At 71.7% G+C, this 23,791-nt stretch carries 19 protein-coding genes; 2 read left to right on the top strand and 17 right to left on the bottom strand.

Annotated elements, in window-relative coordinates:
- Positions 1-6: 6 nt before the first annotated feature.
- Complete coding sequence (alaS, locus tag AAFX79_07260; protein MEO1008348.1) at positions 7-2,916, bottom strand: alanine--tRNA ligase; 2,910 nt, start codon at positions 2,914-2,916, stop codon at positions 7-9.
- Positions 2,913-3,200: a hypothetical protein gene (locus tag AAFX79_07255; GenBank protein ID MEO1008347.1), complete on the bottom strand. Its 288-nt coding sequence runs from the start codon at positions 3,198-3,200 to the stop codon at positions 2,913-2,915. Before AAFX79_07255 ends, alaS begins: the two co-directional genes overlap by 4 nt.
- Before the next feature lie 60 nt (positions 3,201-3,260).
- On the opposite strand from AAFX79_07255, the gene AAFX79_07250 reads away from it, so the two are divergent.
- Entirely contained in the window at positions 3,261-3,917 is a 657-nt protein-coding gene (locus tag AAFX79_07250; GenBank protein ID MEO1008346.1) for an acyloxyacyl hydrolase, read from the top strand.
- Here AAFX79_07250 and AAFX79_07245 read toward each other — a convergent pair.
- The 12 genes from AAFX79_07245 to AAFX79_07190 form a co-directional block, all read right to left on the bottom strand.
- The gene (locus AAFX79_07245) at positions 3,914-4,894 is read right to left on the bottom strand and encodes a diguanylate cyclase (GenBank protein MEO1008345.1); all 981 of its coding nucleotides are present in this window, start codon (positions 4,892-4,894) and stop codon (positions 3,914-3,916) included. The two genes, AAFX79_07250 and AAFX79_07245, sit on opposite strands and share 4 nt — an antisense overlap.
- Positions 4,895-4,919: 25 nt before the next feature.
- A complete protein-coding gene (locus AAFX79_07240) occupies positions 4,920-5,276 on the bottom strand; it encodes an Hpt domain-containing protein (protein ID MEO1008344.1) in 357 nt (118 codons plus the stop codon).
- A 145-nt stretch (positions 5,277-5,421) separates the two neighbouring features.
- Entirely contained in the window at positions 5,422-6,753 is a 1,332-nt protein-coding gene (locus tag AAFX79_07235) for a CinA family nicotinamide mononucleotide deamidase-related protein (protein ID MEO1008343.1), read from the bottom strand.
- A 215-nt stretch (positions 6,754-6,968) separates the two neighbouring features.
- Positions 6,969-7,670, bottom strand: a complete 702-nt coding sequence (locus tag AAFX79_07230; protein ID MEO1008342.1) for a hypothetical protein — start codon at positions 7,668-7,670, stop codon at positions 6,969-6,971.
- Positions 7,671-7,870: 200 nt separating this feature from the next.
- Positions 7,871-12,061 carry a tetratricopeptide repeat protein gene (locus AAFX79_07225; protein MEO1008341.1) on the bottom strand — a complete coding sequence of 1,397 codons (4,191 nt, stop codon included), beginning with the start codon at positions 12,059-12,061 and terminating at the stop codon, positions 7,871-7,873.
- A gap of 60 nt (positions 12,062-12,121) precedes the next feature.
- Positions 12,122-14,332, bottom strand: coding sequence for a hypothetical protein (locus AAFX79_07220; GenBank protein ID MEO1008340.1), 2,211 nt, complete (start codon positions 14,330-14,332; stop codon positions 12,122-12,124).
- The gene (locus AAFX79_07215) at positions 14,329-15,045 is read right to left on the bottom strand and encodes an exosortase-associated EpsI family protein (GenBank protein ID MEO1008339.1); all 717 of its coding nucleotides are present in this window, start codon (positions 15,043-15,045) and stop codon (positions 14,329-14,331) included. The genes AAFX79_07220 and AAFX79_07215 overlap by 4 nt, the downstream gene beginning before the upstream one ends.
- 10 nt (positions 15,046-15,055) lie before the next feature.
- Positions 15,056-15,979, bottom strand: coding sequence for an exosortase/archaeosortase family protein (locus AAFX79_07210; protein ID MEO1008338.1), 924 nt, complete (start codon positions 15,977-15,979; stop codon positions 15,056-15,058).
- Entirely contained in the window at positions 15,976-17,244 is a 1,269-nt protein-coding gene (locus AAFX79_07205; GenBank protein ID MEO1008337.1) for a glycosyltransferase, read from the bottom strand. The genes AAFX79_07210 and AAFX79_07205 overlap by 4 nt, the downstream gene beginning before the upstream one ends.
- Before the next feature lie 10 nt (positions 17,245-17,254).
- Positions 17,255-18,619, bottom strand: coding sequence for a nucleotide sugar dehydrogenase (locus AAFX79_07200; GenBank protein MEO1008336.1), 1,365 nt, complete (start codon positions 18,617-18,619; stop codon positions 17,255-17,257).
- A gap of 129 nt (positions 18,620-18,748) precedes the next feature.
- Entirely contained in the window at positions 18,749-19,231 is a 483-nt protein-coding gene (locus tag AAFX79_07195) for a glycosyltransferase (GenBank protein ID MEO1008335.1), read from the bottom strand.
- The gene (locus AAFX79_07190) at positions 19,228-19,698 is read right to left on the bottom strand and encodes a UDP-N-acetylglucosamine--LPS N-acetylglucosamine transferase (GenBank protein ID MEO1008334.1); all 471 of its coding nucleotides are present in this window, start codon (positions 19,696-19,698) and stop codon (positions 19,228-19,230) included. Before AAFX79_07190 ends, AAFX79_07195 begins: the two co-directional genes overlap by 4 nt.
- A 114-nt stretch (positions 19,699-19,812) precedes the next feature.
- On the opposite strand from AAFX79_07190, the gene AAFX79_07185 reads away from it, so the two are divergent.
- The gene (locus tag AAFX79_07185) at positions 19,813-20,244 is read left to right on the top strand and encodes a hypothetical protein (protein ID MEO1008333.1); all 432 of its coding nucleotides are present in this window, start codon (positions 19,813-19,815) and stop codon (positions 20,242-20,244) included.
- A gap of 5 nt (positions 20,245-20,249) precedes the next feature.
- On the opposite strand, the gene AAFX79_07180 is transcribed toward AAFX79_07185, so the two are convergent.
- From AAFX79_07180 to AAFX79_07170, 3 genes are read right to left on the bottom strand one after another with little or no spacing between them, the layout of a single operon-like run.
- A complete protein-coding gene (locus AAFX79_07180) occupies positions 20,250-21,206 on the bottom strand; it encodes a phosphoribosyltransferase family protein (protein ID MEO1008332.1) in 957 nt (318 codons plus the stop codon).
- 35 nt (positions 21,207-21,241) lie between these two features.
- Positions 21,242-21,946 (bottom strand): CatB-related O-acetyltransferase, encoded by a 705-nt coding sequence (locus tag AAFX79_07175; GenBank protein ID MEO1008331.1) that lies wholly within the window; start codon positions 21,944-21,946, stop codon positions 21,242-21,244.
- On the bottom strand, positions 21,943-23,547 hold the full coding sequence (locus tag AAFX79_07170; GenBank protein MEO1008330.1) for a lipopolysaccharide biosynthesis protein: 1,605 nt from the start codon (positions 23,545-23,547) through the stop codon (positions 21,943-21,945). Before AAFX79_07170 ends, AAFX79_07175 begins: the two co-directional genes overlap by 4 nt.
- Between the last annotated feature and the right edge of the window lie 244 nt (positions 23,548-23,791).

Here is a 23,791-nt window from a genome sequence, read left to right as displayed (position 1 = left end):
GCCGCGTCAGGCGATGGCCGCGGCGGCGATGGTCCGGGCCCGCTCGATGGCCTCGTCGAGCCGGCCGGCGTCGGGCCCGCCGCCCTGGGCCTGCGTCGGCTTGCCGCCGCCCTTGCCGCCCAGGATGCCGGCCACCTCGCGGAGCCAGTCGCCCGCCTTGAGCCCGCGATCGACGGCGATCTGGGGGACGTCGGCAAGGATGGCGACCTTGCCGTCGGCATCGACCGACAGCAGCATCACCGGCGAATCCGGCAGCTGCCTGCGGATGGCCGCACAGGCCTGCTGGAGCGCGCCGCGATCGCCCATGGCCTCGATGGCCTCGACGAGCGGGTTGCCGTCGCCCATGGACTCCGCGAGCCCGGTGGCCTGCTCCACGGCCCGCGTGGCCGCCCGCTGCGCCTGCGCCTTGCGGGCGGCCTTCACGCGATCCTGGAGTGCGCCCAACTGCGCGCGCAGCTCGGCCTTCCGCGAGACGGGCAGCGTCCCCTCGTCGATGGCCTTGCCCAGCCGCGTGACGTGCGCATCGAGCTGGTCGTCGGCGAGCTTGGCGGTCTCGGCCAGGTCGCGCTCGAGGCCATCGGCAGCCTCGATCGCCTGCGTCGCTTCATCCCGCGTGACGGCGACCACCCGGCGGATGCCCTTGGCGACGCCCTCCTCGTGCACGATCGCGAAGGCCTCGGCCTGGCTGGTGCGCGCCAGGTGCGTGCCGCCGCACAGCTCGACCGAGAAGCCCCGCCAGCGCTCGTTGTCCGGATCGGCCACCATCGCATCGATGGCTGCGCCGATGGACACCACGCGGACCGGGTTGGGGTACTTCTCGCCGAAGACGGCTCGCAGCCCGTTGATCGCCAGCGCCTCGTCCTGCTTCACGAGGTCGGCGTGCACCGCGTGGTCCTGCTCGATGGCGTGCCGCACGAGGCCCTCGATGGCGCCGAGGTCGTCGGGCTTGATGGGCCCGGAGGCATCGAAGTCGAAGCGGAGGCGATCGGGGGCGACCAGCGAGCCCCGCTGCTCGGGGGCCTGGCCGTCCCGTGCGATCACCTCGCGGAGCCCGTAGTTGAACAGGTGCGTCGCGGTGTGGTTGGCCGCGAGGCGGAGCCGGCGGTTGGCGTCGACGTGGCAGGTGACCTCATCGCCCACGCGCAGCTCGCCCCGGGTGACGACGCCGATGTGCAGCACGTAGCCGCCGAAGGACTGGGCGTCCCGCACGTGGAACTCGCCGCCGTGGTGGGCGTCGCGGACGGTGGTGCTGATCTCCCTGGTCACGAACAGGCGGCCCTCGTCGGGCTGCTGGCCGCCGGCCTCGGCGTAGAAGTTGGTCTTGTCCAGCAGCACGCCCACCGCGCGCAGGGCGTCGCTGGCCTGGGCGTGTTCGTCCAGGTTCTTGCCGTTCCAGATGGCCTTCACGCGGGCGCGGATCTCGCGGCCGTGGTGCTTGTCGGCGTCGTCGGTCGGGTTGACGTGCAGGTGCCGGAGCTTGGCGATCGCGTCGCCGTCGAGGACGAGGCGGTCGTCGTCCCCGCCCTTCGCCGCCGCCCGCGCCCGCTCGCGCTGCTCGGCCATGGCTTGCTCGAAGCCCTCCTCGTCGACGGTGAGGCCCCGCTCCTCGGCCATGACCTGCGTGAGGTCGAAGGGGAAGCCGTAGGTGTCGTAGAGCTGGAAGGCGTCGGCGCCGGAGATCATCGAGCCGCGCTCGCCGGCGATCTCCTCGAACAGCTTGATGCCGCGGTCCATCGTCCGCCCGAAGCTCTCCTCCTCGTCGCGGATGATGCCCGCGACGCGGTCGGGCGACTTCTTCAGCTCGGGGAACGCCTCGCCGTAGTGCTCGACGATGACCGCGACGAGTTCGCCCAGGAAGCCAGGCCTGGCGCCGAGCTTCTGCCAGCCCATGCGGACGGCCCGCCGGAGGATGCGGCGGAGCACGTAGCCCCGCCCCTCGTTGCTCGGGACGGCCCCGTCGGTGATCGCGAAGGTGAGCGCGCGGGCGTGGTCGGCGATCACGCGGTAGGCGAAGTCGATCTGGCCCTCGTCCTCGGCGCCGAGCTTGCCCGCGTAGGGCCGCACGCCGGTGGTTCTCTGGATGGCCTCGAAGATGGGCGCGAACAGGTCGGTGTCGTAGTTGCTGGGCTTGTCCTGCAGCACGCTCAGCACGCGCTCCAGGCCCATGCCGGTGTCGACGTGCCTCGCGGGAAGCTCCCGCAGCGAGCCGTCGTTCTGGCGGTCGTACTGGATGAACACCAGGTTCCAGATCTCGATGACGTCCGGATCGTCGGCGTTGACGAGCTTGGAGGCATCGCGGCCTCCGACGCGATCGAAGTGCAGCTCGCTGCACGGGCCGCAGGGGCCGGTATCGCCCATCTCCCAGAAGTTGTCCTTGTGGCCGAAGGGCAGCACCCGCTCGGGTGGCAGGTGTCGCAGCCAGAGGTCGCGGGCCTCTTCGTCGGGGCCCAGCCCGAGCTTCGCGTCGCCGCCGAAGTAGGTGGCGTGCATGCGGTCGGCGGGCAGGCCCCAGACGGTGGTGAGCAGGTCCCAGGCCCACTGGATGGCCTCGGCCTTGAAGTAGTCACCGAAGGACCAGTTGCCGAGCATCTCGAAGAAGGTGTGGTGGTAGGTGTCGCGGCCGACGTCCTCGAGGTCGTTGTGCTTGCCGCCCGCGCGGATGCACTTCTGGCTGTTGGCGGCGCGGCGGAGCTGCGCGAAGTCGCTGGAGGGATCGACCTGGCCCAGGAAGATGGGCTTGAACTGGTTCATGCCCGCGTTGATGAACAGCAGCGTCGGGTCGTCCAGCGGCACGACCGGGGCGGAGGGCACGAAGGCGTGCGGCGCGCCGGCCAGCTTCTCGAAGTGCTCGATGAACGAGCGGCGGACGGCGGCGCCGGTCCAGGTCGCGGTCGACGTTGGGTTGGTGGTGCTCATGCGTCGGATTCTTGGCCTTCGGCGTCGCCGCGTGCGCCATGCTCGCCGCGGGGCTCGGTGGTGGGGTCGGCGTCGGGCTCGACATTGGGTTCGGCGTCGACGAGGTGGCCGAGCCGCCGCTCCAGGCCGCCCAGCCGTCCCTCCAGGCTGACCAGCCGCTTGAGCAACTCGTCGGCGACCTCGCGGAGTTCGCCGACGGCCCGGTCCTGGAACATGGCGGCCTCTTCCAGGCTGGTGAGGCGCTCCTGGGACCGCCCCTCGTGGTCGCCGCCGCTGCGGTCCATGGTCTCATCCTCTCGGGAGTGCCGCCGGCGCGACCGCCGCGGCCGGGTATGCTTGCAGCCATGCCACCGGCCAAGCCCCTGGTTCGACTGTATTGCGCGGCGTGCGTCCTGGTGGTCGCGGCGCAGGCCGCTGCGCAGCTGTCGGAGCTGGGGCCGAGCGAGCCCGATCCGAGCGAGCCGCTGCGGTTCGCGCACGACCAGGACGAGGCCGCGGGCGATCTGCCCGAGGCGGCCGGCCCGCGTCGCTACGGCCTCGAGGGCCAGCGGAACTGGGTGTTCAACGGGTCGGTGGCGGCCAACGGCGAGGCCCTGGACACGGGCTTCACGGCGAGCTTCAACGAGTTCATCGTCGACGACATCGAGTACCTGCTCGAGCTGGGCGTCTGGTACTTCAACGAGTTCGAGAGCGCCGACTCGGGCGGCATCAGCGGCTCGCTGGGCTTCCGCTGGCACTTCATCAACCGCCAGAAGTGGACGGCCTTCGCCGACATCGGCATCGGCGTTCTGTTCGCCACCGACACCGTACCGCCCGAGGGCACAGGCTTCAACTTCATGCCCCGTGCGGGCGTGGGCGTGACGCGGGAGCTGTACGGCGACACGCGGCTGATCGCCGGCGTGCGGTGGCACCACATCTCGAACGCGCGGATCAACGGCGAGGCGCGCAACCCGGCGCGGGATTCGCCGCTGCTCTACGTCGGCGTCGTGATTCCGTTCTAGCCGGCCGCGGCCAGCTTGGGCGAGTCGGAGGCGGGCAGCGCCTTGACGGTCACGCGATTGCGGCCGCCCTCCTTGGACTGGTACAGCGCCGCGTCGGCGGCCTCGAGCCATTCCTCGGGGGAGGCGGTGCTCGCCGCGTCGCAGCCGCACACGCCGATGGAGATCGTGATCTTGCGATCGGGGTGGGCCTGCCAGACCCTCTCGGCGACGGCTTCGCGGATGCGGTCGCACAGCACCGCGGCCTGCTCGGACGTGGTCTCGGGCAGGATGATCGCCAGCTCCTCGCCGCCGTATCGGCAGGGCGTGTCGCCGGTGCGGGTGGCTTCGGCGATGATGTCGGCGGTGCCCTGGATGGCGGCGTCGCCCGCCGGGTGGCCGTAGTTGTCGTTGATGGACTTGAAGTGGTCCAGGTCGAGCATGGCCAGCGAGAGCGGGCGGCCGTGCCGCATGTTGTCGGCCACCTCCTGGGTCAGCCGCTCGTCGAAGTGCTTGCGGTTCCACAGGCCGGTGAGGCTGTCGACGTGGGCCCGCTCGCTGAGCATGGTGACGAGGCGGTGGATCCGCAGGGCCGACCGCAGCCGCGCGCGGAGCTCGGCCATGTCGAAGGGCTTGGTGATGTAGTCCATCGCGCCCAGGCTGAAGGCCATCACCTTGTCCTGCGAGTCCTTGGCGCCCGACAGCACGATGATGGGCACGTGCTTCGCGCCGGGGTTCTCGCTGATGCGGCGGAGCACCTCGAAGCCGTCCAGCTCGGGCATGGTCAGGTCGAGGAGCACGGCCGCCACGGCCTCCTGCTCCAGCAGGTCCAGGCCCTCGCCGCCGTCGGTGGCGTGCAGCAGGCGGATCGATTCGTCCCGCAGCCGTGCCTTGAGCAGGCGATGGACGAGCGGCGAGTCATCGATAACGAGCACGCCGGGCGTCGGCGGTTGATCGGTGGGGGCCTGATCGGTCGGAGTTGGTGCGGCGGCGGAGGTCAACGGCTTCTCCAGGGTCCCACGACGATCAGGCGGCCTCGGATGCATCCGACACGCGGATGCGGGCGCAGTAATCCACGAGCGGCGCCACGATGCCGGCGAGGGGTTCGGCGTCTCCGCCGGACCGTTCGCGGGCGACCAGTTGGTCCTCGACGCCGGCGGCGATCTCGCCGAGTTCCTCGAATCCGTACGCGGCGGCGACACCCCGCAGCTGGTGGGCGACCCGCTGGGCGGTCTCCGGATCGGGCGTGGGGCCCGAGGCTCGCCGCAATGCGTCGATGTGCTCCGGCAGCTCGCGGACGAACAGCACCACGATCTCCCGCATCTGCGGGTTGTTCTCGAGCGGGCTGTAGATCGGCGGAGCCGATGCGGGCTCACGGGACATGGCGGCCTCCTCACGCTGCCTGGTAGTGCATCGGTCGTTCGGAGGCCCAAATGCAGGGAGTCCGACCACGATTCGTCGGGGCGCCAACCGGTCCCGAACGGGAGCGTCGGAACGGCCCACGAGGCGCGATAACCGCGGGGATCGGCTAGGCCTGGCCGAGCAAGGTCGGTGGTCGCTCGCCCCGGCACGCGGCCAGGGCCAGGAACAGCGCCGCCTGCGTGGACCGCCGGCGGACGTCCTCGCGGCCGCCGCCGAAGCGGAAGCGGCGGGCCTCGGTGGCGTCGTCGCCGTGGGCCACACCGATCCAGACGGTGCCCACCGGCTTCTCGGACGTGCCGCCGTCGGGGCCGGCGACGCCCGTGACCGAGACCGCGAGGTCGGCCTCCGCCGCCCGCCTGGCGCCCGAGGCCATGGCCCGGGCGACGGCCTCGCTGACCGCGCCGTGCTCATCGAGCATGGCCTCGGGCACGCCGAGCTGGCTGCGCTTCATGGCGTTGGAGTAGGTGTTCCAGCCCCCGGCGTAGGCGGCCGAGCTGCCCGGGATGGCCGTGAGCGCGGCGCCGATCATGCCGCCCGTGCAGCTCTCGGCCGTGGCGAGCGTGGCGCCGCGCTCAGAGAGCTCGGCGAGCAGGCTGGCGGCGAGCGGGCGGTTGTGGCGGCCGACGACGTGGCCCGGCGCCGCCCGCTCGATGCGTGACGCGGCCTCCTCCATTGCCTCGTCGATAGTGGCGGCGTCGTAGGGCCCGGCGAGCCCGCGGCCGCCCTCCGATCGGATGCGGCAGGTCACCAGGCCGTCCGAAGCCGTGGTGCCCACGGCGGGATTGTTGCTCCGCACCATGAGGGGCTCGATGGCCGCCGCCAGCGGCGACTCGCCCAGCCCGAACACCTGCACCACCCGCAGCTGCCCGGGCGGCGCATCGCCGAGGCCCGCCACCCGCGGCGCAACCTCCTGCTCGAACATGGGCTGCATCTCCCTGGGCGGGCCCGGCAGCGAGGCCAGCACGCGGCGGCCGGCGGCGACTTCCAGATCCACCAGCATCCCGGGCGCGGTGCCGAAGTCGTTGTGGAGCGCATCCGCCTTTGTCGGTCGCAACGCCTGCACGCGGTTGGCGTCCATCAGATCGCTCCCGCGGTCCCGCATCCACTGGCGGATGGCCTCGAGCGAATCGGGATCTTCGACGAGGGTCTCGGGCGCGCCGGTGAGCACCTCGATGGCCTGGCGCATCGCCTCGCGGGTGCAGTCGTCGAGCGTGGGGCCCAGCCCGCCGCCGCACACGACGACATCGTGCTCGGCGGCGAGTTCGGCGATGGTGCCCGCGATGGCCGTCGCGTCGTCGGGCAGCGTCCGGTGCTCGAGCACGCGAGCGCCCAACTCGCCGAGGCGGGCGGCGAGCCAGGCCGAGTTGGTGTCGAGCTTCTCGCCCAGGATCAGCTCGTCGCCGATGGCGAGCACGGCGGCTGTAGCGGCATCCGGCATCGGTCACACTAGCGGGACGCCGGCGATGCGCAGCGATCGAGACGACCCGGGCGGGCATTCGATAGCTCGGGTCGAGCGAGCCCTCACGGGGGTCGATGCGCGGTCCCCGAGATGCGACGACGATCGCGCTGGCGCGCAAAGAAAAGGCCGCGGTGCGTGCCGCGGCCAGGGAGTCATTGGGTATCGCGGTGCCGAGGTTCGGCCGGCCGTCGGGCTCAGAACAGGCGGCGGCGGATGGCGGCGACGCCCAGCAGCCCGGCCAGCGCGAGGCCGCCCGCGCCCGGCAGCGGGATCAGGACGAGCACGCTCTGGCGGTCGGTTCGACCGTCGGTGGCGTCCACCAGGTTGAGGACCCGCACGCCGCCGACCGGCGCGGTGGTTCCCCAGACCGAGTTGATCAGGCCTTGCGTACGATCGCTCAGGTCGCCGAAGACATCGCTCGAGGCTTCAGCGGTCGCGGCCGAGAAGTCGACCTCGCCCAGTTCCTCCTCGAGGAACCAGAAGGCATCCTGGAGGGCGTTGTGGAAGTTGACGAGCGACTCGCCGTCGTCAGCGGTCAGGTTGCCGCGGGCAAACTCGCGGTAGAGCGCGGCGGTCTCGTTGCTCAGCGGATCGGGACTGGGACCGCCGACGCCGCCCTTGACCGCGGCGGTGTCGACCGACGCGATGTAGCTGGTGCCGCCGGCAATGGTCTCGTTGAGCTCTAGGCAGAAGGAGCTGAACGGATCATGCGAGAACAGGCCCGAGATCACGAATTCGCCGCCGCGGATGTACTCGGACGCGAAGCCCGTACCAGTGGCGCCGGTGGCACCGGGCAGCGGGTTGTGGCGGCTGCCCGCACCGAGGTCGAGCGTGATGATCTCCGCCGAGGCCACGCCAGCAAATGCGGCGAGCACGCCACATGCAACACGCTTCATTTCTCAGACTCCCTCTCGTCGGACCCCGGTAGAAGGCGGGGTCGGTTCTCCGTTCCCTTCGGACTGGTCGGGTCCCAACTTCCCTACCAGTCCCAAAATACTATCACCCAGGAACGAGAAAGAGCAAGCGCAGCTCACGCTTGGGGCGGACTTTATCGGAAATTAGCTCTGTCGTTTCCGTCCGCCCGCGTGCCGCCCGGCTAGCGCATGCCGAGTTCGTCGGCGAGTCGCCCCGCGGCGGATTGCTCGTCCGCGGACAAGTCCGAGCGGCCCAAGAGCGGTCGCAATTCGGCCTCGGCTTCGGCGTTTCGACCCAGGGCGGCGAGCGCTCGTGCGCGGCCCAATCGCAGGCCCGGGGCCCCCGAGTCGAAGGCCAGCGCAGTCTCGAAGGTCTCGAGCGCCCGGTCGGCCTGGCCGCTCCGCAAAAAAGCTTCCCCGAGCGTGTCGTAGAGCGGCTGGCGCAGCCCGGACTGGTCGCCGATGGCCTCGACGGCCCGGCGGGCGAAGCCGATGGCCCGCTCGTGCTGGCCCAGATGAGCGCTCAGCAGGTCGGCGATGTTGTTGAGCAGCACGGGCGGTGGCGGGTCGGCCAGGCCCAGGGCCGCTTCGTATCGCTCCAGGGCTTCTTCGTAGCGGCCCTGGTCCGTTCGCAGCTGGGCAACCAGCGTGTTGAGCTGCCACGACTCGCGGCTCGTCCCGCGGACCTCGGACAGCAGCGACCCGATCCGGTCCTCGGGCTCGTCACCCGCGGCGCGGCCGACGAATTGCAGCCACGCCGACGCGAGCACGAGCGCTCCCGCGGCGTCCTCGGCCACGGCCGGGCCGAAGTCGCGGAGCCAGCCCAGCGCGACCCCAGCGCGGTCGGCGTCGACCGGGGTGGCGGCCGATGCGGGCAGCGCGAGCGGCGCCATCGAGACGAGCCGGTTGGCCCACCACGGTTCGCCCTCGGCGAGCGGCCGCATGATGGCGTCGGTGACGGCGATGTCTCCGACGGACGCGTGCGCCTCGGCGAGCACGAGCAGGCCCCTCGTGTAGACGTCGGGCCTGGCTTCGAGCGTCGCGCGACGCGGGCCGAGCAGGGCGATCGCCTCGGCGGGTTGCCCGGCCGTGAGCCTGCTTCCCGCGATGATGATGTCGGCCTGGAGCTGGTCGGCGTCGCCGCTGGCCCGCTCCTTCCACTGGCGGGCCATCGTGACCGCGTCGTCCGGGGAGCCGATCTGGTAGAAGAGCAGGGCCGCCTGCCCCGCGGGCCTCGGATCGCCGGGCAGCGCCGCCGCCGCGCGGCGGGCGGCGCCCGCGGCCGCCTGGAATTGCTCGAGTTCGAGCCGGGCCTGCACCAAGAGCCGCCACGCCAGGTAGACGTCCCCGCGTCGATTCGTCAGGGACGCGAGGGCGTCGGCGAATCCGGCCAGGTCGATTTCGTTGGCGTTGTAGCGCTCGCAGATGGCGCCCAGCTCGCCGATGCCCCGGGCGGCGGCGTCCTGTCGGCCGGCGGCGGCGGTGAAGAGCGAGAGCCGCCGCGTCGGCGTGGTCGCCGGTTCGAGCGCGGCGAGCAGTTCGCCGATCGAGGCCTCGTCGGGCAGCGCCGTGCGGGCCTCGGACAGCATCGTGCGAGCCTCGTCCTGCCGGCCGTTGCCCACCAGGAGGAGGCCCGCCCGCACCCAGGCCTCGACGCCGCCATCGCTGCGGGCGTGCGCCACGAGGGTCTGGATCGCCTCGTCGGTGCGGCCGAATCGTTCGAGGAAGTCGGCGGCGATCAAGGCCCGCTGGCCGGCCTCGGACTGTTCGGGCAGCGTTGCCACAAGCCGCAGGCAGTCCTCCTGGCGTTCGACGCGCGCCAGCAGCCGCGCCGCCAGCAGCGTCTCGCCGGGCGTGGCGGCGGCGGCGACGGCGGCCTCCTCGGCGCCCGAGAGCGGCGCGCCGCCCGACGCCGGCCGCGTCACGATCCCCGCCGCGAGGATGTCGCGGGTCTGTCCGCTGCTCGCCAGCTCGGCCGCGAGCGCCCGGGCCTCGTCGACCATGCCCTGGCGGCCCAGCAGGCCGATGAGCGCCCGCCGCGAGGGCTCGGCGAGCGCTCCGAGGGCCAGGAACTGCTGCAGCCGGCGTCCGGCTTCCTCGCGCGCGCCCCGCGCCTGCAGCCGCTCGATCAGCACGGGCAGCGCCCGGGCGGGATCGTCGCCATCGGCCGCGAAGGCCAGCGCTTCCACGGCGCGGGCGGGCTCGCCCATCCGCTCGAAGGCCTCGGCGGCCAGGAGCATCGCGTTGGTGTCCCGCTTGCCGGCTGGGGTGCCCGTGTACGGGGCGAGCAGACCGGCGACCGCTTCGGCGGCCTCGGGCGAGTCGTCCTGGTCGAGCTGCAGCCTTGCGCTGAACACGAGCGCCTCGGTCTGCGCCGGCCCGTCCGCGTCCTCGAGCCGCCGGATCGCCTCGGCGATCAGCGCCGGGTCGGTCCAGGTGTTGGCGCCCTCCAGCACCGCGAGCTGGACCCGGGGGCTGCCGGCGTGCCGCTCGGAGAGCGCCGCAATGCGGGCCAGGTCCTCGGGCGTGCCCGCGAGATCCGCGATGCGGAGGCGCACCAGCGCCCACTCGATGGGGTCGGCCTCGAGCCCCAGGGCGGCCACGCGATCGATGAGTGCGCGGGCGTCGGCGGCCCGGCCTCGGAGCACGTAGTCGAAGGCCGCCGCCTGCACGTCCTGCGGGGAGTCGGCGTTGCCGGCCACGTGCTCGATGAGCCGGTCGGCCAGCGACCCGTCGATGGTCCGCAGCGGCTGCGCGAGGCGGACGATGGACACGGCCGCGCCGCGGGGGTCGGCCTCGAGCAATCGGGCGATCAGATCGGTGCCGCGCGCGATCTCGCCCTGGGCCAGGGCGACGCGGGCGGAGGCCGCCAGCACGACGGCGCTGTCGGGCGCCTGCTGCAGCTCCTGCTCGAGCAGCGAGGGGTCGAACTGCGACGGGTCGGGCGAGGCCTCGACCGCGCTCGCGAGAGCATCGCCGAAGATCGCGTCGGCCCCCGCCAGCCCGAGGAGTTCGGGGTCCAGCGAGAAGAGCGACAGTGCGCGGCCGGGCTGCTGCTGGGCGAGGTAGGCCCGTGCCAGCACGAGACGCGCCCGTCGCCAGCCCGGCTGGGTCTGGAGCACCTCGAGCCGTGCGATCGCCCGGGCCATGCGGCCCGCGGCGGCGTCGAGCTGCGCGATGTGGAACATCGCCGCCGAACCGGAGCCGCGGGCGTTGACCAGCTCGGCCCCCTCGGGCAGCAGGCTCCGGGCTTCGGGGCCGTCGGTCGCGAGGGCATAGGCATCGACGAGCCGCCGCCAGTAGGCGGCCTCCGGCGTGTCGGCGTTGCCCAGAAGCTCGCGCACGGCGGAGGCATCCAGCTGCAGGTCGATCGCCGCCAGCGCGCCCCAGCCCAGCACGCCGGGTGTTGGGTTGCCGTTGGCCTGCGCCACCATCACCAGCTCGTGGGCGGCGCTGGCGTCGCCCCGCCGCCACGCACGGCCCGCGGCCGTCTCGTAGAGCCCCCCCGCGAGCTCGGGATCCTCGAGCCAGGCCGACAGCCGCTCCTCCGAGAACTGGTACAGCTCGAAGTCACGGCGGATGGCGGCGATGTGCTCGATGGCGTCGAGCAGCGTGGCGGCCGCGGCGCCCGACTCGGGTTGGCTCTCGGCGGCTTCCCGCAGGATGGCTCCGGCATTGCCCGGCGAACCACCGTCGCTCTCGATGCCCGCGGCGAGCACCGCGAAGCCCGCGGTGCCGGCGTGCTCGGGGGCGACCTCTTGCTGGAGGTAGGTGCGCAGCTCGCCGGTGGAGGCGCCGGTCTGGTTCATGACGATGATGACGCTCTCGTGCCCATCGATGTCGCCGCCCCGGGCGTCGCGGAGCTGGCGGGCGGCATCGAGGGCGGGCGCGTCGCGGCCCATGGATAGCAGCGCGGCGATCCGCAGCCGGGCGGCCTGCTCATCCGCCGGATCTTCTGCGAGCATCTCGCCGGCGACCTCGACCAACTCGCTGTTGAAGCCCATCTCGGCGTAGAGCTCGAGCAGCGTCCGCCGCGCCTCGGCGTTGCCGGGGTCGAGCACCAGCGCCCGCTGGGCGATGGCGACGGCCGTCGTCAGGTGGGCGCCGTTCGGGGCGGGCACGCGGCGGCGGGCGTCGGCGAAGGCCAGCAATGCCTCGACGTTCTGCTTGTCGTAGCGGTAGTGGGTGCCCAGCTGGCGGACGGCGTTGGTGTAGTCCTTGTCCCGGTAGGCCGCCATGCCGTCGGCGAGCGATCGCTCGGCGATGCGGGCCCGCTGCATGTTGAGCGCGACGTAGCCGCCGGCCCCCACGGCGCCGCCCGCGGCGGCGATGACGGCCAAGACGATGAGCCGACGCCTGGTTCGCCTGTGCATGTCCGGGCACCTCCGTGGCTGCTGGCGGTCTCTTTGCGGGCGATTCTCGCGCGCCCGGCGTTAGGCCCCCGCGGAGAGCGAGGGCGCCTGCGCCTGCCGCGACGCCATCCGCGAGCGGATGCTGAGCGAGGCGACGCTCGTGCTGCGCTCGATGTCTACCCGGGCCGCGCGATTGAATACCAGGCCGACGTGCTTCGCGCCGAAGCGGCGGAGCCGATCGATCGCCGCCTTGACCAGGCGGATGTCCTGGCCCCGGCTGATCACGAGCACCACCTGGTCGCACGTGGGCACCACGGCGTTGGCCTCGAGGCTGCCGAGTATCGGCCCGGTATCCACCACGATGGTCTCGAATTGTCCGCGGAGCGATTCGATGATGCCCTGCATGATCTTGCCCGACAGCCGCTCGGCGCAGAATCCGTCGACGCAGCCCGCGGGCATGAGGAAGAGGTTCTCGCGGCCCTGCACCTCGTGCACCTCGCCATTGGCGTTCGGGTTGGAAACCCGATCGCTCAGGCCCGCGAGGCCCGAGGCATCGAGCCTGGACGTGAGCCCTCGGCCCACGAGGTCGGCGTCGAGCAGCAGCGTCCGGCGGCCGGCGCGGGACATCGACGACGCGATCGCGGCCGCCAGGGTGCTCTTGCCCTCCGCGGCCGTGGCGCTGGTGATGACCACCACCCGGCCGCGGGGCCCGGCGTCGTCGGACTCCAGCAGGCTGCGGATCTGGTGCACGCCGGCCTGTGCGGCCTCGTCGTGGTCGATGCGGCCGTCCTCGACCATGGGCACCAGGCCCAGCACGGGCGGCGCGCGGGATTCGTCCTCGAGGTCGGCCACATAGCGGTAGCGGGGGCGCAGGAAGCCCAGGCCCGCGAAGGCCGCAAACGAGAGCCCTATGCCGCCGGCGGCGCCCAGGGCCGCCAGCGGCTTGCGGCGGTCCCTCGAGGGCCCCAGCGGCTGGGCGGCGTCTTGCGAAATGAAGATGCGGCCCGGGATGCGGGCATCCTGCCGGATGCGGGCCGTCTCGGCGAGCGCCTTGGCGGAGTTGTACTGCTGGTCGGCGAAGGCGGCCTGCTGGCGGAGCTTCTCGACGTTGATTGCGAGCGTTCCGAGATCGCGGGCCGACTCCCTCTGCGCGTTGCGCTGTTGCTGCAGGGCGGCGAGTCGCTCGGTGGGATCGAGCGTCGCACCACCGCCCGCGACGCCCGTCGCCAGATCGATTCCGATCTCGCCCAGCATCTCGATGCGGGCGTCGATGCGGTCCTGGACGGCATCGAATTCGTCGCGGGCCATCAGCAGGTCGCGGTGCGAAGGCCCCACGCGGGAGGAGAGCAGCTCGATCTGCCGCTCGGAGCTGCGCCGCTCGGCGAGCAATTCGGCGAGTTGGGAGTCGATGCGGGCGTAGTCCTCGACGGTGAGCTGCGGGATTGACGAATCGACCGGCTGGTCGCCGGGTGTGACCCCGGAGCCGGCCTCGACGTCCTCCGATGGATCATCGATCTGGCCGTCGTCCACCGCGGCGTCGCCCTCGGCGGCCTCGGGCGGAAGCTGGGTCTGCAACGCCTGGATCTCGCGGTCGAGATTCTCGATCTGCTCCTGGACGAAGCGTCGCCGCTGGTCGAGATCCGCGATGCCCCGTTCGGCGATCGCCTGCTGCGCCTCGCCGAGCAGCCGGTTGCGCTGGGCCTCGTAGCCGGCCATCAGCTCCTCGCGGAAGGCGTTGGTCCGCTCGGTTTCGGAGTTCAGCTGGCTGACCACGATGTCCATGTAGGTCGCCAGCACCGCCTGGGCGGCGTTGCGGGCCCGCGTGGGATTCGTGTCGGTGATGCTGACCACGATGTCGCGGCTGCCGCGGGGCACCGACACCTGCAGAGCCGACTGCAGCGCGCCGCGGCCCTCCAGCCCCGCGGGCCACTTGCCCTGCGTGGCCAGCTCGTCGGCGGCGTTCTGCAGGATCCGCGGGCTCTGGATGATGCGGGACTGCGAGTTCAGGAAGGAGTCGAACGCGGGGATCGTCGAGTTCTCCTCGCTGGCGCTGACGATCACCGGCTGGTTGGGGTCGATGGTAACCACCCCGGTGCTCGTGTAGACCGGCGCCTTCGCCCGGTACCCGGCGAGCGCGCCCGGGACCGCCAGGCACAGCCCGATGACGCCCGCGAGCACGTAGCGGCCCCGGAGCGCCCGGTGCACCAGCAGCAGCGGGTTGGGCGCATGCGAGCCACCCGGCGACGCGTCGTCGTCGTCCCACACGTCCAGGCTGGCGCGATCCCGGCTCACCGATCTCGCCCTCCCGCGGAGCGATCCACCGAGGCGATCGCCGCGATCACCCCACCAAGCTCGGCGGCGACCAGCCGCTCGATCTCCCCGCGTTCTTCCTCGGTCATCGTTGCATCGGTGATCACCTGGATCTGGGCCGCCCCGAGCCCCGAACTCCACCGCGTCCGCGTGACGCGATCGAGCGTGGCGTCGTCGGGGCCCAGCGGATCGTCGCGGCGGGGCACCACGAAGGTGTTGGTGACCGTCTTCGCCGCCCGGGTGCCGCCGCGGCCGGCATCCCGGCTGACGCGGTAGGTGGTCACCGGTATCGGACCCGCGTTGCCCGGGCGGGCGATGCCCCCGACCTCCGCCTCGTCCACCGACCAGCCGTTGCTGGGGTAGCAGATGGGGGGGTAGTGGCCCATCATGTCGCGGACGTCGCCGCAGTGGACGATCAGCACGGAGAAGGACCGCCCCGAGAGCGGGTCGACGTACTCGCGCTGCAGCAGCCGGTTGGGGCGGAGCATCTCGACGGCCGCCGGCAGCGCGGGTCGATCCTCGCCGATGTACCCCCCGATGCGGGTCGGCAGATCGTCGATGGCGGTCCGCACGCGGGCGAAGTAGGCCTCCGAGCTGCCGCCCGCATCGATCGACGCCAGCGAATACGCGGCCATCCCCGCCAGCACGAGGGCGGTGAGCAGCGGGGCGAGATGGAGGGCGGCGGATCGCGGCATGGTGCTGTGCCTATCGCGTGGCGGGGCTCCGAGGTTCGGTGGAATGCGATGCGCGATTCTCGATGGGCAGCTCGAGCCACCGGGCCAACGCGAGCAGCGTCCACAGGATGCCCAGCGCCACGCCCAGCACCAGCCAGCCGCTGATGTCGTGGGCGGCGTCGGCGACGTCGCGGTCCGCATAGCCGTAGAACAGCGTCGTGGGCACGAGGCGGACGACGTTGACGACCACCGCGATGAGCGGGCTGGCGGCCAGCACGGCGATCTTGGCCCAGGGCCTGAGGTTGACGGTGAAGACGAAGGCGTAGGCCACCAGCGCCAGCGCCAGCACCATCCGCATGCCGTTGCACGCCTCGGCGACGGCGACGTCCACGCCGTTGATCTGGAGCACGTTGCCCGCCTGCGTCACGGGCACGCCGAAGATGTCCAGCAGCACGCGGGTGATGCCGGCCGAGGCGTCCTGCAGCGGCAGGGCGATCTGCTGGCGGAGCCGCCCGGGCACGGGGATCAGGAAGAGCAGCACGCCAAAGGCCGGCAGCGCCGCCAGGGGCCATCGCCAGCCCAGCACCGCGACCACGGGGGCCACCAGCAGCATCACCATGCCCAGGTGGCTGAGCAGATCGATCTGCGACGCGAAGCCCGCGAAGTCCATCGCCACGCCCAGCGCCGCCATCGCGACGCCGAGCATCGACGCACGAACTGGTGCGGCCGCCAGCCGGCTGCGACGCTGCCACAGCAGAAAGACCGCCAGCGGCGGGACCAGCAGCATGTGCGAGTACTCGGCGCTCCGCGTCGCCAGGCCCGCGATGTTGTGCCACGCCGGCAGCGCCGCCAGCACCGCCAGCGGCAGCAACGCGGCCAGCCACGCCACGGTGCGGCCGCGACGCGGTTCCGCTGGACGATCGTGCTCGGCGGGTGCCGTGCCGATGGCGGTCATCGCGCCGCCTCCGGCTGCAGGCCGCGGAGCTCCAGGGCGTCGAGCACCGCGTCGGCCTTGGCGGTCCACGTCTGTTCCCGCACCAGGTCGCGGCCCGGCGCCGCGTCGTGCGGCTCGTCGAGCGCCCGCCGGATCTGCGCGGCGAACTCGGTGGGCGTCGACGCCACCCGGACCAGCTCCCCGTAGCGGGCCAGCTCGGGGAAGGGCGTGCTCACGATCGGGCGGCCGACGGCGAGGTATTCCTTGAGCTTCACCGGATTGCACGCCCGGATCCACTCGCTCTGGTTCCAGGGCATGATGAGCGCGTCGGCCGCCGCCATGTAGCCGGCGACCTCGTCGTAGGGCCGCTGGCCCAGCAGGTGGACGTTGTCCAGCGGGCACCAGCCCTCGGGCAGCGAGCATGCGCCGACCAGCATGAACGTCGCGTCGGGCAGCGCACGGGCCGTTTCGACGAACAGCTCGGGATCGAAGGTGTGGGCGTCGATGCCGCCCACGAAGCCCACCAGCGGCCGGGGCAGCGCGGCGGTGTCGGCGGGGCCGTCGCCGCTGCTGCCGGCGTCCTCGAAGCGATCGGCGTCCACGCCGTGATCGACGAACACGGCGGCCCGCGGCTGGTCGCGTTCCTGTTCCATCAGCCACGACGAGCAGAACAGCGTGGCGTCCGCGCGGTCCTTGAGGGCCACGTCGAACGCCGCGATGCGGGCCCGGTCGACGCCGCGGAACTCCTCGAAGCGATCGGTCCGCTGGTAGACCACGCCGGCGGGCTCGAGCCGATCGACCACGGGCTCCGCGGGCGGGCAGGCGACCCAGACCAGCGGCCGCTCGATGCCCGCACGGCGGGCGGCGCGGCGGACCTGCAGCGTCAGCGCGGCGGCGTTCGCTCCCGCCCCGAGGCCCGCGGGCGCGACCACCGGGCTGAGCACCCAGAACCGCTCGCGGACGCGGACCAGCCCGCGGCTGAAGCTCTTCAGCTTGCGGGCCACCCGCCTGGCGAACATGCCGCCCTTGCCCGGCCTGGGCACCCGCATGCCGATGGAGTTGACGTACACCACGGGCATCGAGGCGCTCAGCTCCCGCATCATCTGCAGGTCGTAGTGGCCCCGGTTGTGGTACCACCAGTCGACGCCGCCGAAGCAGAGAACGCCGTCGAAGGTGCGGACCGCGGGCGAGGTGTCGCCGCGATCGACCGCGGGGGCTGCATCGAGCGTGCGTGCCGGGGCCGTCTGGCTCATGGGGCTGCTGCGGTCGGGTGCCGACCGGTCCATGCGTGCGGGGCTAGGCCTTCACCAGCCGGTCGCCCAGGGCGGCCTCGTGGTCGGCCATCGCGTTGCGGGAATCGACCACGAGTGCGGCGTGCTCGGCGATGGCGGCATAGTTGAAGGCGGCGTGGTTCGTGACGACGAGCACCGCATCGTACGAGGCGATCGCGCCCGGCGTCAGCTCGACCGACTCCATCTGCAGGTCGTGCTTGCGGACGGGCACGGTCCTCGGCACGTGCGGATCGCTGTAGTCGACCGTGGCGCCCCGCTCGCGGAGCAGCTCGATGACCTCGAAGGACGGGCTCTCACGTGTGTCGTCGACGTCGGGCTTGTAGCTCAGCCCCAGCACCAGCACCTTGGAGCCGTGCAGCGGCTTGCCCTTCTGGTTGAGGGCGGTGGCGGTGCGATCGACGACGTAGGCCGGCATGGCGTGGTTGATCTCGCCCGCCAGCTCGATGAACCGCGTGACGTGGCCGAACTCGCGGGCCTTCCACGTCAGGTAGAACGGATCGATCGGGATGCAGTGGCCGCCCAGCCCCGGGCCGGGGAAGAAGGGCATGAACCCGAAGGGCTTGGTGCTGGCCGCCTCGATGACCTTCCACACGTCGATGCCCATCTTGGTGAGGATGAGCTTCATCTCGTTGACCATCGCGATGTTGACCGCCCGGAAGATGTTCTCGAGCAGCTTGGCGGCCTCGGCGATCTCGGCGCTGTCGACCCGGTGCAGGTTCTCGATGCCCTTGGCGTACAGCGCCATCGCCAGGTCGGTCGAGCCCTCGTCCAGCCCGCCGACCAGCTTGGGGATGGTGCTCGTCGTGTGGCTGGTGCGGCCCGGGTCCTCCCGCTCGGGGGAGTAGGCCACGAAGTAGTCCCGCCCGCACACGAGATCGACGCCGCGATCGGCGGCGGTCTTCTGGATCGCCTCGAGGAACTCGCCCCGCGTGGTGCCGGGATAGGTCGTGGACTCGAGCAGGATGAGCTGCCCCGCCCGCAGCGTGCGGCCGATCTGCTCGCCCGCCTGCACGACGTAGCTGAGGTCGGGCTCGTGGTGCTGGCCCAGCGGCGTGGGGAGGCACACGATGACGGCGTCGGCCTCGCCGAGCCGGGCGAAGTCGGCGGTGGCCGCGAACCGCTCGCTGGCGGCGAGGTCGGCGGTCATCTGGTCGCCGAGGTGGCGGAGGTAGTTCTCGCCGCGGCCGAGCGCGTCGATCTTCTCGGGATCGACATCGAAGCCCAGCACGGGCAGGCCGCCCTGGTGCAAGCTTGACGCCAGCGGCAGTCCGACGTAGCCCAGGCCGATAACGCCCACCAGCGCCGCGTTGCTGCGGATCCGCTCGTGCAGCTCGCCGGCCGCCGATTCCGAAAGTGTGCTGCTGCCCATGTTCGGCTTTTCTCCCGTTGGCGTGCCCCGAGCGTCGGCCCACGGGGCGAGCCCAACACCCCGGTCGGCCCCTCCGCGACCCGTCTTGAAACGGTATGGAACGCCCGCGTCAGACGATCGCCGGGGGGCTCAGGTTCGCCCGAGAATCTCGGCTCGGATGGCCCGGAGCAGCGCGTCCTCGGCGTGGGCTCCGATGCGGCCGCCGTCGGCCAGCTCGTCGATGGCGTCCAGCCGCCGGCGGAGCTCGGCCTCGTCCATCGCGACGGCGACGCGGCCCATCTCGCCCAGCCGCCTCGCGGTCGCGACCTGGTGGTCGTTGCGGGTCTCGCGGAGATCGCCCCGCCTCGGCATGACCAGGATCGGCGTGCCCATGGTCAGCGCCGTCAGGATCGAGCCCATGCCCGCGTGGGCGACGATCACCGTGGCGGCCTCGGCCTTGGCCCGGAACGCCGGCGGCTCGAGGAAACGCTCGAAGGGCACGTGCCGGGGCTCCAGGTCGGTCGGGCCGATCTGGGCGAAGACGTCCCCGCGGCCGGTCGCGCCCGCCCACTCATCGACGGCCTCCACCAGGCGGTCGAAGGCCATCTGTGCGCCCACCGTCACGAAGATCACAGCACCGATCCCTCGTGCGCCGGGCCGTCCGCGCTCGCCAGGTGCGGCCACTGCGTCAGCCAGAGCGTTGCGTGCCGGCGGACGAGCTGCCCGGTCATCGACATCTCCTCGACGTTGGCGATGCTGTCGATCCAGATCGTGCGGGCGCCGAGCAGCCTGCCCAGGCGGATGGCGAAATAGCCCGGAGCCGCGCCGGTCGAGACCACGGCGTGCGGCCGCACGCGCAGCATGATCCAGGCGAGGCGGATGGCCATCTGCACCAGGCCCAGCTTGTCCCACCGCGTGGCGTCGTTGATGGTCCTGAATCGCTCACCCGGCACGTCGTCGGCGTAGCCCGGGCGGACGCTCACGTACGTCACGCGGCAGCCCTCCCACGCCGGCCGCAGCCGCAGCAGCTGCACCCAGTGCCCGCCGCCCGAGGCGATCGCGAGCACGCGTGGCCCTGCCGGCGTGGGAGGGCCGCTCACGATGGTGCTCCGGTGCTCGGCGCCGCCGCGGCGTATCCGCGGAGCCAGTCTCGCCGCACCGCCCAGACCTCTCGCCACACGGGCGGCGCCTCACCGCCGCGGCCGAGCGGCCTCGTGAGCGTGATCGCGATCAGCCTCGACAGGGGCCACGCGGCGATGGAGGCCAAGGCCCACGGCGACACCCGCCGCCGGCACAACGGGCTGGCGAGGACGATGGAGTCGGGCGGCGTCAACGCGGTTTGCTCGAAGGTCGACCGCAGGCACGCGGTCGCCATCTTCTTCGAGCTGGAGCTGGCGATCATGATGGAGATCATGGGGGGCTGGCTGGGCATCGGCCGGATGGAGGTCACCGGCCAGTCCGATCGCATGCCGGCCTCGGATCATTGCTCACGCGTTCGATCCACGCCCGCCGCGCCCGCCGCGCCCGCCGCGCCCGCCGGGCCCAGCCGGGACCGGCCTGGTGCGACGCGACGAACGCGTGTGCCAACGCCGAATATTGCTCGATCCTGGCGTCCATACTGCCTGCGTGCATCCGGTTGGGGGTAGCCGGCCTAGCGCCGTCCGCGGCCGAGCACGGTCCGCTTGATTCGCGATCTCATCCGCCGGATCAGGTGTCGCCGGCGGAGCATTGCCGCCTCGCGTCTCTCCATCTCGGGCGAGCCAATGACGCGATTGCTCGTCAGGCACATCGCCGGCTTGCCCGATAGGCGGGCGATCTCGTCGGCGAGGCCCGCCGAGCTCTCGACGAACAGCTTGGCGTCGATGGCCTTGTAGGCGTCGGCCTTGTACTGCGCGTGGAATCCGGGCCGCTCGCGATCGGCCTTGGTGGGCACGTCGAGCATGATGAGCTTGTCGTACTCGACGTTGTGCCGCCGCATCCACGCCTCGGTCTGGGGGCGGTACTTTTCCAGCCGGCTGGTTACCAGCCAGCCGACGGGCATGGTGGGCAGCAGCAGAGGGTCGGCGTGCTCGAGGAATCGCAGGTATCGCTCGCCGTCGTCGTCCTCTTCCTTTGTCGCGTCCCGGCAGATGAGCCCGTCGATATCCAACGCGAACGCCGCCAGCTCGCGCGTGTGCAGGAAGGACCACTGGAAGCACATGGGCCTTGGGATCTCCTGCAGCACGATGTCGGCGGCCTCGGGGTGCTCGGGGAAGCTGAACACCGTCAGGAAGATCGCCTTGTCGGCCAGGCCCAGCCCGCGGATGTACTCGCGGGCCCGGTTCATCTCGGTGCCCTGGCTGACGCAGTCGTCCACGACCAAGATGCGCTTGGCGTTCTCGATGGCGATGTCGTCGTAGCCCGGGATGCGGCGCTTGCCCTTGCCGAGCAACCGGCCCTCCTCCAGCCCCTTGAGGTCGGTCAGCGGGCGATTCATGTAGAGCGACACCATGTTGGCCGCCAGCAGGCCGCTCCGCGGGATGCCGACGACGAGGTCGATCTCCTGGGGTATGCGCGGCAGCCCGCGGAGGATGACCTCGTTCATGTCGGCGACGCTTCGGTAGTACATCTGGCCCAAGGTTCGTCCCCCTGCACCACGGTGCGCTAGTCCCCCGTGCCGGCTCCGAGGGCGTCGAACAACGCCGATGGTCCGCGCACGAACTCCGACGCGTGCTCCCGCAGCCACGCCGGCTCCTTGTTCCACCATTCCAGTTCCAGCAGCCGCTCGATCGTCCGCTCGTCGAACCGCAGTCGGATGACCCGTGCCGGCACCCCGCCCGCGATGGCGTACGGCGGTACGTCGCGGACGACGACCGCCCCCGCCCCGATGATGGCGCCGTGGCCGATGGTGACGCCGCGGCGGGCGACCACGTGGGCGCCGATCCACACGTCGCTGCCGATCCGCGTGCGCTCGCCGGCCGACGGGTCGCTGGGCGTTTCGACGAAGTCGTACGCCAGTCGATCGTTGGCGAGGTAGAACGCCGGGTGCGTCGAAACACGATCGATGGGGTGCGACGGCGGGCCGATGATGCCGAACGGCGCGATCGAGACGAAGGCGCCGATGTCGGTGTCGGTGATCCGGCAGTACGGCTCGACATACGAGTACTGGCCCAGCGTGCACCCCTGCAGGTGCACCGGCGTCGCCAAGCGGCAATGCCGGGCGAACGTCGTGCGGCGGATCACGACTGGACCGTCGACGCCCGAGAAGTGCACGCCGTGCTCCCGCCGCATGCGGCGGATGGCCATCTGCCGCCGCAGCTCCGAGGGCAGCAGCATCCGGCGGGCCGAGCGCAGGGCGGCGGCGATCACGGGACATCTCCTCCGGCGGGGCTCTTTCGCTTGCGGAGCATGCGGACGGCCATGCCGACCTCCTCCCGCGCCGAGGGCAGCAGCGCGAACCACAGGCCCATGAGGCCCGCCGCCACCACGCCGACGATGATCGAGGAGAGTCCGTGGCGGAGGATCCCGACGGGCAAGGTGATGGCCTGCGTCGAAGAGGCGATCGACGCGGCAATCTCCGCGACGTGCGGCGCCGCCAGCCGCCGGGCCGTCTCGCCGGTGCCGAAGATCGCCATCGCCAGGATCAGCGGCGGGCCCGAGGCCCGCACGATATCGGCCATCGACGCCGGCGTGCCCCGGAACGCGTAGAAGATCTGCGGCACCGACAGCACCAGCGCGGCGATCGTGGCGGCCAGCGCCACGCCGTACGCCCCGTACGGCAGGCCGAGCGCGAACGCGATGACGATCGTCGGCGTGCCAATGACGTTCCACTCGAACATGCGGCGAGAATTGCCCAGGGACGTAAGCACCCAGCCCGTCGTGACCGACACGGACTGCACCACGCCGAAGAACGCCAGCACGCGGAACACCACCGCGCTCTCCTCCCAGCCCGGCCCGAGCACGACGCCGGTGATCTCCTCGGCCAGCACCGCGAGCACGACGACGAGCGGCATCGTGGCGTACGAGATGAGCCGGACCATACGCTGGTAGAACTGCCGGAACGCCTCGGGCTCGTCCTGCAGCCGGCTGAGCGCCGGTACGGAAACCGACGCGATCGGCGCGTTGATCTGCCGCAGCGGCAGCAGCAGCAGCGCGTAGGCCTTGCTGTAGATCCCCAACTGCGAGGCGCCCCAGATGGCGCCCAGCATCACGTTGTCGGCGTTCCGAGTTGCATAATTCAGCACGTTGAAGGCCGTCAGGAAGCTACCGAAGTGGATCATCGACTTGGTGCCCACGCCCCGCTGCGGGCGGCCGGGCTTCCAATCGCACAGCAGCCAGACCAGCACGCACTCGACGGCGGCCTGTCCCACCGCCAGGCCGACCAGCGACCAGTAGCCAAAGCCGGCGATCGCCATGGCGATCGCGACGGCAACCCCGCCCGCCTGCGAGCCGATCACCACGCCCGTGAGCGCACCGAAGCGCATCTGCCGGGTCAATATGGCCTTGTGCTGCACGGCCAGACCGCCGAACACGAACACGAGGGACAGCCCGGTGGTCACGCCGATGAGGGCGGGTTGCTGGTAGAACATCGCCACGAGCGGCGAGAGCGCCGCCACCACCAGCATAAGCGCCGCCGAGATCACCACGTTGGCCCAGAAGAGGTTCGAGATCTGTTCGTGGGAGACCTCGGCCCGCTGGATGGTCGCGATGCTCAGGCCTGCGTCCTTGAAGACCATCGCGAAGCTCGTGGCCGTCAGCCCCATCGCGACCAAGCCGAAGTCGCCCGGGGTGAGCAGCCGCGCGAGCACCATCGTCGAACCGATCTGGACGATCAGCCGCAGCGCCTGGCCCGAGAGCGTGACCACGCCGCCTCGGGCGGCACGGCGATTCAGATCGGCCTTGCGATCGGTGGCGGACAGCGACGGGCCGAAGCGATCAACGGCCGCCGGCGCGACGGGAGCGGGAGGCATGGCTTGGGGGGAGGCATCGCCGGTCACGGAGTCGCTCTCTGCAGCCGCGGTCGCGCCCCGAGTCTCCCAAAACTCTCCCGCTCCGCCCCGCCGGAGCATAGACCGAGAGCCCCGGGCGTCCGCTGAGCTTCTATCGGTCGCCGCCGCGGTTCGCAGGATCATCGGACCGGACGATCATCGATCCCGCTCCGGGGCGACTAGACCGAGGACAGATACCAAACATGTGGCTCCAGGCTTGAAGCGT

The sequence above is a fragment of the Planctomycetota bacterium genome, from assembly GCA_039819165.1.
GTDB lineage: Bacteria > Planctomycetota > Phycisphaerae > Phycisphaerales > UBA1924 > JAHCJI01.
Note: the sequence above shows the minus strand (reverse complement) of the source record. Positions and strands in the feature narration are given on the sequence as shown.

Bases quoted from the DNA above. Each gene is read 5' to 3' on its own strand.
- alaS (MEO1008348.1), bottom strand. From the start codon at position 2,916: ATGAGCACCACCAACCCAACGTCGACCGCGACCTGGACCGGCGCCGCC.
- AAFX79_07255 (MEO1008347.1), bottom strand. From the start codon at position 3,200: ATGGACCGCAGCGGCGGCGACCACGAGGGGCGGTCCCAGGAGCGCCTC.
- AAFX79_07250 (MEO1008346.1), top strand. From the start codon at position 3,261: ATGCCACCGGCCAAGCCCCTGGTTCGACTGTATTGCGCGGCGTGCGTC.
- AAFX79_07240 (MEO1008344.1), bottom strand. From the start codon at position 5,276: ATGTCCCGTGAGCCCGCATCGGCTCCGCCGATCTACAGCCCGCTCGAG.
- AAFX79_07235 (MEO1008343.1), bottom strand. From the start codon at position 6,753: ATGCCGGATGCCGCTACAGCCGCCGTGCTCGCCATCGGCGACGAGCTG.
- AAFX79_07230 (MEO1008342.1), bottom strand. From the start codon at position 7,670: ATGAAGCGTGTTGCATGTGGCGTGCTCGCCGCATTTGCTGGCGTGGCC.
- AAFX79_07225 (MEO1008341.1), bottom strand. From the start codon at position 12,061: ATGCACAGGCGAACCAGGCGTCGGCTCATCGTCTTGGCCGTCATCGCC.
- AAFX79_07215 (MEO1008339.1), bottom strand. From the start codon at position 15,045: ATGCCGCGATCCGCCGCCCTCCATCTCGCCCCGCTGCTCACCGCCCTC.
- AAFX79_07210 (MEO1008338.1), bottom strand. From the start codon at position 15,979: ATGACCGCCATCGGCACGGCACCCGCCGAGCACGATCGTCCAGCGGAA.
- AAFX79_07205 (MEO1008337.1), bottom strand. From the start codon at position 17,244: ATGGACCGGTCGGCACCCGACCGCAGCAGCCCCATGAGCCAGACGGCC.
- AAFX79_07200 (MEO1008336.1), bottom strand. From the start codon at position 18,619: ATGGGCAGCAGCACACTTTCGGAATCGGCGGCCGGCGAGCTGCACGAG.
- AAFX79_07180 (MEO1008332.1), bottom strand. From the start codon at position 21,206: ATGTACTACCGAAGCGTCGCCGACATGAACGAGGTCATCCTCCGCGGG.
- AAFX79_07170 (MEO1008330.1), bottom strand. From the start codon at position 23,547: ATGCCTCCCGCTCCCGTCGCGCCGGCGGCCGTTGATCGCTTCGGCCCG.